The sequence below is a fragment of the Mesorhizobium zhangyense genome (assembly GCF_011045115.1).
Taxonomy (GTDB): Bacteria; Pseudomonadota; Alphaproteobacteria; order Rhizobiales; family Rhizobiaceae; genus Mesorhizobium_M; species Mesorhizobium_M zhangyense.
Map to the genome: position 1 here is coordinate 1 of NZ_JAAKZG010000033.1, position 12,787 is coordinate 12,787.

The 12,787-nt window shown below is 63.6% G+C and carries 10 protein-coding genes; 6 read left to right on the plus strand and 4 right to left on the minus strand.

The features are described 5' to 3' along the window. Nucleotides 1-79 precede the first annotated feature (79 nt). Entirely contained in the window at nucleotides 80-715 is a 636-nt protein-coding gene (locus tag G6N74_RS29955) for a cysteine hydrolase family protein (RefSeq protein ID WP_165121650.1), read from the minus strand. 124 nt (nucleotides 716-839) lie between these two features. Between G6N74_RS29955 and G6N74_RS29960 the strand changes: the two genes are divergently transcribed. Further along, nucleotides 840-1,823: a helix-turn-helix domain-containing protein gene (locus G6N74_RS29960; RefSeq protein ID WP_165121651.1), complete on the plus strand. Its 984-nt coding sequence runs from the start codon at nucleotides 840-842 to the stop codon at nucleotides 1,821-1,823. A 7-nt stretch (nucleotides 1,824-1,830) separates the two neighbouring features. On the opposite strand, the gene G6N74_RS29965 is transcribed toward G6N74_RS29960, so the two are convergent. Then, complete coding sequence (locus G6N74_RS29965) at nucleotides 1,831-2,385, minus strand: sugar O-acetyltransferase (protein ID WP_165121652.1); 555 nt, start codon at nucleotides 2,383-2,385, stop codon at nucleotides 1,831-1,833. 33 nt (nucleotides 2,386-2,418) lie between these two features. Then, nucleotides 2,419-2,841: a MarR family winged helix-turn-helix transcriptional regulator gene (locus tag G6N74_RS29970; protein ID WP_246246073.1), complete on the minus strand. Its 423-nt coding sequence runs from the start codon at nucleotides 2,839-2,841 to the stop codon at nucleotides 2,419-2,421. Between the two features lie 216 nt (nucleotides 2,842-3,057). Here G6N74_RS29970 and G6N74_RS29975 point away from each other — a divergent pair, with 216 nt between their 5' ends. Both G6N74_RS29975 and G6N74_RS29980 read left to right on the plus strand, forming a co-directional pair. Further along, nucleotides 3,058-5,475 carry a membrane-bound PQQ-dependent dehydrogenase, glucose/quinate/shikimate family gene (locus G6N74_RS29975; RefSeq protein WP_165121654.1) on the plus strand — a complete coding sequence of 806 codons (2,418 nt, stop codon included), beginning with the start codon at nucleotides 3,058-3,060 and terminating at the stop codon, nucleotides 5,473-5,475. 326 nt (nucleotides 5,476-5,801) lie between these two features. Further along, complete coding sequence (locus G6N74_RS29980) at nucleotides 5,802-6,920, plus strand: SH3 domain-containing protein (protein ID WP_165121655.1); 1,119 nt, start codon at nucleotides 5,802-5,804, stop codon at nucleotides 6,918-6,920. A gap of 54 nt (nucleotides 6,921-6,974) precedes the next feature. Here the strand turns inward: G6N74_RS29980 and G6N74_RS29985 are convergent, their stop codons facing one another. Next, nucleotides 6,975-8,096 (minus strand): acyl-CoA dehydrogenase family protein, encoded by a 1,122-nt coding sequence (locus G6N74_RS29985; RefSeq protein WP_165121659.1) that lies wholly within the window; start codon nucleotides 8,094-8,096, stop codon nucleotides 6,975-6,977. A 200-nt stretch (nucleotides 8,097-8,296) separates the two neighbouring features. Here G6N74_RS29985 and G6N74_RS29990 point away from each other — a divergent pair, with 200 nt between their 5' ends. From G6N74_RS29990 to G6N74_RS30000, 3 genes are all read left to right on the plus strand, one after another. Then, complete coding sequence (locus tag G6N74_RS29990) at nucleotides 8,297-8,986, plus strand: winged helix-turn-helix transcriptional regulator (RefSeq protein WP_165121656.1); 690 nt, start codon at nucleotides 8,297-8,299, stop codon at nucleotides 8,984-8,986. A gap of 158 nt (nucleotides 8,987-9,144) precedes the next feature. Next, the gene (locus G6N74_RS29995) at nucleotides 9,145-10,332 is read left to right on the plus strand and encodes an MFS transporter (protein WP_165121657.1); all 1,188 of its coding nucleotides are present in this window, start codon (nucleotides 9,145-9,147) and stop codon (nucleotides 10,330-10,332) included. Nucleotides 10,333-10,555: 223 nt separating this feature from the next. Then, the gene (locus tag G6N74_RS30000; protein WP_165121658.1) at nucleotides 10,556-12,745 is read left to right on the plus strand and encodes an anthranilate synthase; all 2,190 of its coding nucleotides are present in this window, start codon (nucleotides 10,556-10,558) and stop codon (nucleotides 12,743-12,745) included. Nucleotides 12,746-12,787: the final 42 nt, after the last annotated feature.

Sequence of the window (12,787 nt, forward strand, 5' to 3'; positions counted from 1 at the left end):
GAACTACAGGACGCAAAGCAGATCGGAGTGATCAGATCGCTCCAGCGCTATGCCGCGATCTCCCCCATGATCGACCGCCCTACGCCGCCTGCTTCGACAGCGCCCGCTGATACGACGCCGGGATGTTGTCCCGTTCCGGCAATGTGCCCGCCTTGAGATGGCCGACCCATTCGTCGGTCTTCAGCACGGCGGCGAAACGCGACTGCAGGACGACCGTCATGACGCGATGGATTTCCTCCGCCGAGGCATAGCCGGCGCTGTTGGCATACGGCAGCGAGCCGCTTGCATCGCTCAGGAACTCGACCGCAAAGCCCATATGCAGGGCATGGATGATGGTCGACAGGTCGCAATTATGCGTCATGTAGCCGATCACCGTGATCGTATCGATGGCATTGGCGCGCAGCCATTCCTCGAGATCACTGTCTGTGAAGGCGCTGGGCAGTTTCTTCTCCACATAATGATCGCGCGGCCGCTTCGCGACTTCGGGATGCAGTTCGCCGCCATGGCTTCCCGCGGCAAAGACCGGCGAGGTTTCCGGCGCAAGTTGCTTGACGACGACGATCTTGACGCCGGCCTCCGTGGCCGCGTCGATGGCCTTGGCGACATTGAGCACCGTTTCCTGGAACGGCGGGTGCTGGATGGCAAGATTGCCGCCGCGATCATACTCGTTCTGCACGTCGACGACGATCAGTGCGCGGCGCGGTGTGGTGGACATGGCCTCTTCCTTTCGGTTGCGTAAGGGATGACCGACATTACCACAGCGGCCTCAAACCAAAATTGGCCCGATTGACAACATTCGAAAGAATTGGGACAATCCATGCTTTCACGGACAGACAAGCATGACAGCCGCCAACAACCCGCCCGTCGTCGCCACGATTGCCTTCGACGACATCAGCCCGTTCCATCTTTCCGTGCCTTGTCTGGTCTTCGGCGAGGACCGGACCGAGTTCGACCTGCCTCGCTTCGACTTCCGCGTCTGCGCCATCGAACCCGGCCCGATTAACACCGGCGCCGGCCTGACCCTTCTCGCCCCGCACGGGCTGGAAGGGCTCGACGGGGCCGATATCGTCATCGTGCCGAGCTGGAAAAACCTGGACGACCCTGTACCTCAGCCGTTCATCGACGCCCTGCGCGCTGCCCATGCGCGCGGCGCGCTCATTGTCGGCCTCTGCCTCGGCACCTTCGCGGTGGCGGCGGCAGGGCTTTTGTCGGGCAAGCGCGCGACGACGCACTGGGCCTATGCCGACCAGCTTGCCACGCTCCATCCGGACATCACTGTCGACCCGGAAGTGCTCTATGTCGACAATGGTGATGTCGTGACCTCGGCGGGCGTGGCTGCCGGACTGGACTGCTGCCTGCACATCATGCGCGCCCGCTATGGCGCGGAAGCGGCACTTCGGCTTGCCCGGCGCATCGTGCTTTCGCCGCACCGTCAGGGCGGCCAGGCGCAATTCATCGAAAAACCGGTGGCCAAGGCACCGGCGACCGATCGCTTCATGCAGGCGCTGGATGGCGTACGCTCTAGCCTCGACGAGGCCCACAGCCTGGACCGCGTTGCCGACGACGCCGGTCTCACCCGCCGGACCTTCACCCGCAGGTTTCAGAAAACGCTCGGCACCAGCTTCGGCGACTGGCTGACCGACCAGCGCGTGACGCTGGCGCAGCGTCTTCTGGAATCGACGGAGAAATCCATCGACGCAATCGCCTTCGAGGCCGGCTTCGGCAGCGCCACATCCCTGCGCCAGCATTTCGCCGCGAGGCTGAAAACCTCGCCCGCCCAATATCGCCGGGAATTCTCGAAGCGCTTCGAGGCGATGGCCTGACGCTGCCTCAGCCGCGCACCACCCGCGCCGGATTGCCGACGACCGTAACACCCGCCGGCACATCCTTCGTCACCACGGCACCCGCACCGACAATCGCTTCATCGCCGATCGTCACGCCGCCAAGAATGATCGCGCCGCCGCCGATCCACACGCCCTCGCCGATCGTGACCGCCCGCGCGATCTCCAGCCCGGCCCGACGCTTCCCGGCATCCTTGTGATGCTCCGCGCAATAAATCTGCACCGCTGGCCCAAGCAGCGTGCCGGCGCCGATGCGCACCGGCGCGGTATCGAGAATGACCGAGCCGGCATTGATGAACACACCATCGCCGAGCGAAATGTTGAAGCCATAGGGGCAATAGAACGGCGCTTCGACGCGGGCGTTTTCGCCCACTGCCGCAAACAGCTGCCGCAGCGCCGGGCCGATATTGCCGCGCTGCCTTGGCGGCAGCGAATTGTGCTCGAATACCGCCTCCTGCGCTGCGGTTCTCAGCGCATCGAGTTCGGGATCGATGCACACATACCACTCGCCCGCCGCCATTTTCTCGCGTTTGCTGGCACCCATCGCATTCCTCATCAAGACCATTCCGGCCAGGGATCATGCGTCGGATTCGGCTTCCCGTGCGAGCAGTTTTTCTTCCAGCCGCGTCAGCACGCCGACCATAGCGTCAAGCTCATCATCGCCGACATCGGCCAGAAGTTCGGCGCGCAGCCGCGCAAGGATTTTCTCGATCTTTTCCACGCGCGCCCGGCCCGTCTCCGTCAGCGTCAGGATTTTCGCGCGGCGGTCGGCGCGGTCTTCGGCCCGCGTCACCAGCCCCTCGGCCAGCAGCAGGTCGACCACGCGCACCAGCGACGGTCCTTCCAGACCGAGCTGGTCGGCAATGACGCCCTGGCGGAGATTGTCGCCCAGCCGCGACAGCGTCAGCAAGGGCATGGCGGTGGCGTGCGAAAGCCCACAATCGTCCAGCGCCTGATCGGCCGCGCGCCGCCACAGCCGGGCAACGGCCAGTATGTGCATTCCGAATTTGGCTCGGTTCGAACCTTGCTTGGACATCCCGTAAAAGATAACATATTATCTATTAGGATGCGATCAGATTCTCTCTCGCAGGCGACGCTCCGTTGCCTACCCGGAAGGTTGGCGAGGCCGGTTTCGAACCGTCGATACGATGGTCCGGGCCGATCCCAAATCAACCGCACGGTCCCGCATCCGGTTCAACTTTGCGAGTAAGGCAACATGGCAGAACAAACTTCATCCAGACCCGGCGGCTCCTGGCTGCTGGTGCTATTCGGCGTCATCCTTGTGATCGTCGGCCTGCCGCTGGTCTATGGCGGCGCCCAGCTCATCTTCCTTGGCGGCTCGTGGTATTACGCGCTTGCCGGCCTCGGCATCATCCTTTCCGGCATTCTCTATGCCCTGCGCCACAAGACAGGCTTCTGGCTCTACGCACTGATCTTCCTCGCCACCATCGCCTGGGCGCTGTGGGAGACCGGCCTTGCCTTCTGGCCGCTCATCCCGCGCCTCGTCGCGCCGACCGTGCTCGCCGTCCTGGCGCTGCTGCTTCTGCCGGCGTTTCCGTATTCGACCAGAAAGCGCGGTCCCTTCGCGGTCGCCGGCCTGCTGGTGCTGGCGCTGATTGCCACCGGCATCTACGCCTTCCAGCCGCATGAAGTGACCCGCAACACCTTCGCCAAGGTCGAGAAGCCTGTGGTTCCCGCAGCCGCAGCAAGCGCCGGTGACTGGCGCCATTACGGCCGCACCCCGGCCGGCACGCGCTACGCACCCTTCGACCAGATCAACAAGGACAATGTCAGCGGCCTCGAAGTCGCCTGGACGTTCCGCTCCGGCGACACGCCTGCAGGCTCCGCGCAGGACCAGAACACGCCGCTCTTCGTCGGCGACACGCTCTACACCTGCTCGCCCACCAACATCGTCAACGCGCTGAACCCGGATACGGGCGAAGTGAAGTGGAAGTTCGACCCGCAGGCCAAGGCGCCGCTGTGGCAGCGCTGCCGTGGCGTCAGCTATTACGAGCCGGTTGCAACGCCGGCTGAGGCCGCGCCTGCTGCTCCTGCGGACGGTGCTGCTACCGCCCAGCCTGCGGCTCCTGCCGCACCGGCAACGGCTGCCTGTACCGCCCGCATCGTCATGACCACCATCGATGCGCGCCTGATCGAACTCGACGCCAAGACCGGCGAACCTTGCGCCGATTTCGGCACTAACGGCACGGTCGATCTCAAGCAGGGCATGGGCGAGATCAAGCCCGGCTTCTACTTCCAGACCTCTGCCCCCACCGTCATGCGTGACCTGATCCTGATCGGCGGCTGGGTATGGGACAATGTCGAGACCGGCGAGCCTTCCGGCGCCGTCCGCGCCTTCAGCGCCAAGACCGGCGAACTGGTCTGGGCCTGGGATCTCGGCAACCCCGCCATCACCAAGCTGCCGCCGGAAGGCGAAAGCTACACCCGCGGCACGCCCAACGTCTGGTCGACGCCGGCCTATGACGACGCGCTCGGCCTCGTCTATCTGCCGACCGGCAATGCCACGCCCGACTTCTGGGGCGGCCACCGCTCGAAGGAAGCGGAGGAATACTCCTCCTCCGTCGTTGCCCTCGACATCGCCACCGGCCGCGAACGCTGGAAGTTCCAGACCGTCCATCACGACATCTGGGACTATGACGTGCCTTCGCAGCCTGCCCTCTATGACGTTCCGGATGGCAAGGGCGGCACCGCCCCTGCCTTGATCCAGGTCACCAAGCGTGGCCAGATCTTCATGCTCGACCGCCGCGACGGCAAGCCGATCGCCGAGGTCGAGGAAAAGCCCGTCCCGCAGGGCGCGATGGAAGGCGACTGGACGTCAGCGACCCAGCCCTACTCCACCGGCATGCCTTCGATCGGCACCGAGCCGTTCACCGAGGCACGCATGTGGGGCGCAACGCCCTTCGACCAGCTCTACTGCCGCATCGCCTTCAAGAAGATGCGCTACGATGGCGAATTCACGCCGCCGAGGACCGACTATAGCCTGATCTATCCGGGCTATTACGGCGGCATGAACTGGGGCAGCGCCTCGGTCGACGAAGCCAACGGCCTGCTGATCGTCAACGACATCCGCATGCCGCAGTTCGTCACGCTTCTGCCGCGCGAACAGGCCGACAATTACGGCCCGTCGGCTGCCCATGACGGCCTCGGCACACAGCTCGGCACGCCCTATGGCGCGTTGAAGAACGGCTTCATGTCGCCACTCGGCGTGCCCTGCCACCAGCCGCCCTATGGCACCATCAGCGCCATTGACCTGAAGTCGCGCCAGCTCGTCTGGCAGGTGCCTGCCGGCACGCTCGAGGATACCGGCCCGCTCGGCATGAAGACCGGCCTGCAGATCCCGATCGGCATGCCTTCGCTCGGCGGCCCGATGACGACTTCAGGCGGCCTCGTCTTCTATGCCGGCACGCAGGACTACTATCTGCGCGCCATCGACGTGACGACCGGCGAGGAACTGTGGAAGGGCCGCCTGCCGGTCGGCGCGCAGGCCACGCCGATGACCTACACCTCGCCCGAAACCGGGCGTCAGTTCGTCATCATCTCGGCCGGCGGCGCACGCCAGTCGCCGGATCGTGGCGACTACATCGTCGCCTACGCCCTGCCGAAAAAGAACTGATACGACGGGTCACAACCCGGTTGAAAATGAAAACACCGCACGGGCAACCGTGCGGTGTTTTTGGTTTCAGGTGGCGCGCAACTCGCCCAAACGAGCTATTTTCCGGCAAAAAAGATGCGCCGGCTGTAGATTTTTCGCTCAAAAATCCTAATCTAGGCATAGCAGCGCCACAATCAGAGATGATTGTGCTGACCGCGTGGCCGCGGGGGCTTACCGGACTATCCGATGCGCGATTTGGCTCGCCAGGCAGAAATCATATCGCATGACGAGCAAGCGAAGCGCTTGGCTGTCCGGTTTTTCGCGTTTGAAATGCGTGGAGTAGCCCCTTGAAAGCCTCTCGACTCGCAGAGATCAATGGCCCGCAGGATGCGGGCACCCTTGAAGACGAACTTTGGCGCAGCCTGCCGGCTTCATCCCCTTCACCCCGGCAGGAAACCGTACCGGCATCGCCCTTGTGGCAGCGCCCGTTCCCGGCACCCGCCAATGACCGCACCCGGCCCTCCGCCGATGTGCCGCACAACGCGCCTGCCCAACCGGCACCGGCCAATCAGGACAGCGCTGCCCCTGGCGCTTCCCCCTACACCCAGACCGAACCTGCGGCAGAGATGCCGGCATATGATCCCGTCGAGGAAGCGTCGCACCGGCATTACGATTGGGATTGCAAGATCGCGGACGATCCGGTCGACGACACGCCGACCAGATTTGAGAAGCTGGATCGCGTCTATCAGGCCCTGGCAGCCCGGCTCGGCTGGCTAGGCAGCGTCTCGCCGCGCGCATTGGCGCTGCCTGCCGCCGGCGTGGTCGTGGTCGGCGGCCTGATTGCCGGCATGACCCTGCTTTACGACCCGCTTGCCCACTCTACCGCAGAGCCGGCAGCAGCCGAGACGCTGAAAACCGAAATTGCGGCCCAGCCGGTTCCACCGGCGGTCGTGCCGCAAAATGAAACCGCGCAGCAGGCGGCCATGGCAGCACCTCCGGCGCCGGCAGCAACCGCGCAGCAGCCTCAGGCCTCGGTAAACGCGCTGGAGACCGACAGCGAACGTTGGGCCCGCACGGACGCCGAACAGGCAAGCCCTTCGCCGGACCAAAACCAGCCGGCGACTGCGGCCAAGGATGCCGGGCCCTCGCAGCCCGAGGCCACCGCCTTCGCCGATGAGGAAAAGACCGCGGCAATCCCGGCGAACAAGCCCGCGGCCGTGCAGGCCGCAGCTGCCACCGAGACCCCGCCTGCCGACACTGCCAAGCCTCAACCGGCCGCCGCGATAGGCAAGGGCCGCATCACCACCGCCGTCAATATGCGCGCTGGTCCCGCCGACGAATCCAAGGTCCTGCGGACCATCCCGGCCCGGGCCACCGTAGACATCATCACCTGCAAAGGCTGGTGCAAGATCGCCTACGAAGGCCAGCAAGGCTGGATTTACAAGAAGTTCCTCAATCGCGGCTAGTCTTGCGATAGGAATGAAGGCGCTCCAAACATGGGGCGCCTTCTTCAAAAACGATCAGAACACGGTCGCGACCGGCAGTCCCAGCGCCATGGCCCCGGCATAATGCGCCTGCGGCCCGCGCTGAAGCGGATGGAAGCGCGCGCCTTGCACATCGCGAAAACGCTGCTCCAGCCCGTTCACCCGATAGAAACCCGCACCGCCCGCCAGTTCGAGCGCCAGTTCGACGGTTTTGATCGCATTCTCGGCGACCAATGAACGCCCGATCATCACCTCGTTGACGCTTTCGGCCGACGGAGCGTTGCGTTCGACGATGTTCACCATCCAGCGATGGGCAAGCTGCGCTGAACGCAGGGCCGTGTCCATCTTGCCGGCGAGGTCAGTCGCATAGGCGTTCGGTTCCTTTTTCTTGGCAAGGTTGATCGCGATCTCGCGCGCACTCTCCGCTACGCCGAGATAGGCCGAATAGATCAGCGGGAACGCGATCGTCGCGATGATCTGGAACACCGGGTGCCATTCGGCAGCCTTGCGCGAGAAGGAAACGCCGGCATCGGCAATGAACAAATCGTCTATCACGACGTCGTTCGAGCCGGTTCCGCGCATGCCCATCGCGCGCCAGGTCTCCACCACCTTCACCTCCGGCGCCTTCATCGGCACGCCAAAATGGAGCACCGACTTCGAGCCGTCTTCGGCCTCGAGGATCGCACCGGTCATCAGGATATCGCCGGCCGCAGCACCCGAGGTGAACACCTTGCGCGCCGAGATCCTGTAGCCGCCGTCAACCTTGACCGCTTTGCCGGAACCTCCAAGCCAGTCCGACCCGCCGCTCGAAAGCAGGATCAGCCGCTCGGTGGCGACACGCTTGAGCAGGCCCTCGACCACCGCCACCTTCTGGTGCCGCCAGCGCCAGGCCGAGATGGCCACCTGATGCGTGTGCATCGAAAAGGCCAGCGCGGTCGAGCCGCAGGAATGCGCGATCTCGCGGATCATGTCGCAAAGTGCGGCGATCTCAGCACCGCGCCCGCCAAGCTCTGCAGGCACGCCTGCTTCGACTAGGCCGGCTTCCTTCAGCAGGCGGTAGTTCTCGGCGACGAAGCGATCCTGTTCGTCAGCGCCGGTCGCGCTTGCGGCAAACTTGGGAGACAGGCGCCGCACGATATCGACAATGTCTTCAACCATAACGGGTTTCTTGTCATCTTCTGCCAGCGCAAGATTAGAATAAGTACTCACGTTTACATCCTCCAATTTCAACACGTATGGAGGATCGCCCCGATTTGCGCTGTGATCCAGTTCACGAACTGTACTACCCATTTCTGTTGTCTGTTTCCGTCGGTATTTCTGCGCTATTATATAAGAACAATCTCAAACGCCGGTTTCACATGGACCCTCACGGATACGGCCAGTTCTGCCCGGTATCGATGGCGGCGGAGATATTGTGCTCGCGCTGGACCGTGCTGGTCATCCGCGAATTGCTGGCCGGCACCACCCGTTTCAACGACCTTCGCCGCGGCGTGCCGCGCATGTCACCCGCGCTTTTGTCCAAGCGTCTCAAGGAACTGGAGCGCGCCCATATCATCGAGACGGTTCGCGGCACGGGCGGCGCGGTTGAGTATCACCTTTCGCAGGCCGGCCGCGATCTGGAGCCGATAGTCTTCGGCATCGGCTTCTGGGGCCAGCGCTGGGTGGAATCGCAGCTGTCGCTGAGAAATCTCGATCCGTCGCTGCTGATGTGGGACATGCGGCGCAATCTCAATCCCGAGCCGCTGCCTAAAAAGCGCTGCACGATACAGTTTCTGTACCCCGAGCTTACCGAAAACAAACAGAACTGGTGGCTGGTCGTAGACAGCAGCGTCGTCGATCTATGCGCTTTCGATCCCGGTTTCGAAATCGATCTCCTGGTGACGAGTTCGCTCCGCAGCATGACCTCCATCTGGATGGGCCTGTCGCGCGTGCGCCGGGAAATCGATGAAGGCCGCATGAGCCTCGACGGCGATCCCGCCGTGGCAAAGGCGATGCAGCAATGGCTTGGCCTCAGCCCCTTTGCCAGCGGTTCCCGCGCCGTGGCTTAGAGCCCTGTCCACTCTGTCATATTCCTATCGCTAAACAATTGCATAGAACCGATCTCATCCCTGCCTGAAATGCATTGCTGCATTGCAGCATAAACACTTGTCCGTACCCGCCAATCGTTCAACATCGCATTTCAATCGTTTTATTTGCCGAGCATCCCATGCCATTGCCCATCCTTGCGCTCGCCATTGCATCCTTCTGCATCGGCACCACCGAATTCGTCATCATGGGCCTGCTGCCGGAAGTCGCAGCCGATCTCGGTGTGTCGATCCCGGCCGCCGGCCTGCTGGTTACCGGCTATGCGCTCGGCGTCGTCTTCGGCGCGCCGATCATCGCCATCGGCACGGCACGGCTACCGCGCAAGGCGGTACTGATCGGGCTTGCCTCGCTGTTCGTCGTTGGCAATCTGTTCTGCGCCCTCGCTCCGAACTACTGGACGCTGATGGTGGCGCGCGTCGTCACCGCCTTCGGCCATGGCGCGTTCTTCGGCATCGGTTCGGTGGTGGCTGCCAGCCTGGTGCCGAAAAATCAGCGCGCCAGCGCCATGGCGCTGATGTTTGCCGGCCTGACGCTAGCCAACATCCTCGGCGTTCCGGCCGGCACGGCACTTGGCGAAGCCTTCGGCTGGCGTTCGACCTTCTATGCCGTGGTAGCGATCGGCATCATTTCGGTCGCGGCGATTGCCTGGCTGGTGCCGGCAGGCGTAGCACCGCCCAGCTCCGGCGGCATCGCCAGCGAGGTCAAGGTTCTCGGCAAGCTGCAGGTCTGGCTCGCGATGATCATCTCCGCGCTCGCCTCGGCCAGCCTGTTTTCCGTCTTCACCTACATCAAGCCGATCCTCACCGACGTCTCCGGCATTTCCGTCAGCGCGGTCACCTGGGTGCTGCTGCTGTTCGGCGCGGGCATGACCGTCGGCAACATCGTCGGCGGCAAGCTTGCCGACTGGAAGCTGATGCCGACCGTGCTTGGCACGCTGGTGCTGCTTGTCGCAATGTTCCTCTTCCTGGCCGAAATCAGCAGCCTGCCGATGGTCATGATCGCCACGGTCTTCGTCTGGGGCGTGCTCACCTTCGTCATCGTGCCGCCCATGCAGATGCGAGTCGTCGAGACGGCCTCCGAGGCGCCGAACCTCGCCGCGACGCTGAACCAGGGCGCGTTCAACATGGGCAACGCCGCCGGCGCCTGGATCGGCAGCGTGGCGATCTCGCTCGGCGTCGCCTACCAGCACCTGCCCTTCGTCGGCGCGGCAACAACGTTGCTCGCGCTCGCCGTCGCGCTGTTTTCGTTCTGGATCGACCGGCGCCCCGCCGAACTCGATTATGTCGAGCCGGTCGGTAGCACAAGCTGATCGAAACATTCCCTCGAATCCAGTTGCGCGATTTCTCATTCGCCGCTAAGGAAAAATCATGAACACGTTTTCGAACACGACGTCTTGGTGGTGGGCCTGCTGACAGCGGCCTCGTGAGCGCGTGCGCGTGAAATCTTGGTGGCCGCAACGGAAAGTCCGGGCGGCCATTTGTTTTTTCAAGGGTTTTTCCGGTTCTGCCTGACGGCGAAAATGGAGACGGGAAATGACGATCGAAACTCTTGAGGACGGTGCCGAACGCTTCGTGACCAGCGGCGGCGTGACCATCACGCGAAGCCGCCATGACACCGCCTATGCCGGCGCGATCGAGACCTATATCGACGGGCTGAACACGCGGCGCGGCGCGGTCTTTTCGTCCAACTATGAATATCCCGGCCGCTACACTCGCTGGGACACCGCTATCATCGACCCGCCGGTGGTGATCAGCGCCCGTAACCGCGCAATGCGCATCGAAGCGCTCAATGCGCGCGGCGAGGTTCTGCTTCCCATCATCGCCCGCGCGCTTTTAGCCGAAAAAGACGTCAGCCTCACCCAGACCACCAAGCAGCGGCTGGCCCTGACCATCGCCCAACCCGGCCGCGTCTTCACCGAGGAAGAGCGCAGCCGCGTGCCTTCGGTCTTCACCGTGCTGCGCGCCATCACGGCCCTTTTCAAGACCGACCACGACGCCAATCTCGGCCTCTACGGCGCTTTCGGCTACGACCTCGCCTTCCAGTTCGATCCGGTCGAGCACACGCTGAAGCGCGCCGAAAGCCAGCGCGATCTGGTGCTTTACCTTCCCGACGAGATCCTCGTCGTCGACCATCACCAGGCGCTGGCCTGGCACGACCGCTACGACTATTCCGGCGACGGGTTTTCGACCGAAGGCCTGCCCCGCGATAACGCGGCGCAAGAATTCAAGCCGTCCGACCGCATACCGCCGCGCGGCGACCACGAGCCGGGCGAATATGCAAAAATCGTCGACAAGGCCAAGGAAAGCTTCCAGCGCGGCGACCTGTTCGAGGTCGTGCCCGGCCAGATGTTCTACGAGCGCTGCGAAACCGCGCCCTCGGAGATTTCGCGGCGCCTGAAGAAGATCAACCCATCGCCCTATTCCTTCTTCATCAATCTCGGCGAAGGCGAATATCTCATCGGCGCTTCGCCCGAAATGTTCGTGCGGGTGAACGGCCGCCGCGTCGAGACCTGCCCGATCTCCGGCACCATCAAGCGCGGCGACGATGCCATCTCGGACTCGGAGCAGATCCTGAAGCTGCTCAACTCCAAGAAGGACGAATCCGAGCTGACCATGTGCTCGGATGTCGACCGCAACGACAAGAGCCGCGTCTGCGAGCCCGGCTCGGTGCGCGTCATCGGGCGTCGCCAGATCGAGATGTATTCGCGCCTGATCCACACCGTCGACCACATCGAGGGCCGCCTGCGCGAAGGCATGGACGCCTTCGACGCCTTCCTGTCGCATGCCTGGGCCGTCACCGTCACCGGCGCGCCGAAACTGTGGGCCATGCGCTTCATCGAAAAGCATGAAAAGAGCCCCCGCGCCTGGTATGGCGGGGCGATCGGCATGGTTCACTTCAACGGTGACCTCAACACCGGCCTGACCTTGCGCACCATTCGCATAAAGGACGGGATCGCGGAGGTTCGCGCCGGTGCTACACTGCTGTTCGATTCCGTTCCGGAAGACGAAGAAGCCGAAACCGAACTGAAAGCATCAGCCATGCTCTCCGCCATTCGCGACGCCAAGGCCGGCAATGCCACCGCCACCGAACAACAGTCCGCCCGCGTCGGCGATGGCGTGAAAATCCTGCTCGTCGATCACGAGGACTCCTTCGTCCACACCCTGGCCAACTATTTCCGCCAGACCGGCGCGGAGGTTTCGACCGTGCGCTCGCCCGTGCCGGAAGAGCTGTTCGACGAGCTGAAGCCCGACCTCGTCGTGCTTTCGCCCGGCCCCGGCACGCCGAAGGATTTCGACTGCGCCGCCACCATCAAGAAGGCGCGCGCCCGCGACCTGCCGATTTTCGGCGTGTGTCTCGGCTTGCAGGCGTTGGCCGAGGCCTATGGCGGCGAGCTTCGCCAGCTCCATATCCCGATGCACGGCAAGCCCTCGCGCATCCGCGTCTCGAAGCCCGGCGTCATCTTCTCCGGCCTGCCCAAGGAAGTCACCGTCGGCCGCTACCACTCGATCTTTGCCGATCCGGTGCGCCTGCCGGACGATTTCATCGTCACCGCCGAGACCGAGGATGGCGTCATCATGGCTTTCGAGCACAAGCGTGAACCGGTCGCCGCCGTGCAGTTCCATCCAGAATCGATCATGACGCTCGGCCAGAACGCCGGCATGCGCATGATCGAGAACGTCGTCGCCCATCTGCCGCGCAAGGCGAAGGAAAAGGCAGCGTGAGATTGAGGCTCGGCGCTCCCCTCCCCCTTGAGGGGAGGGTGG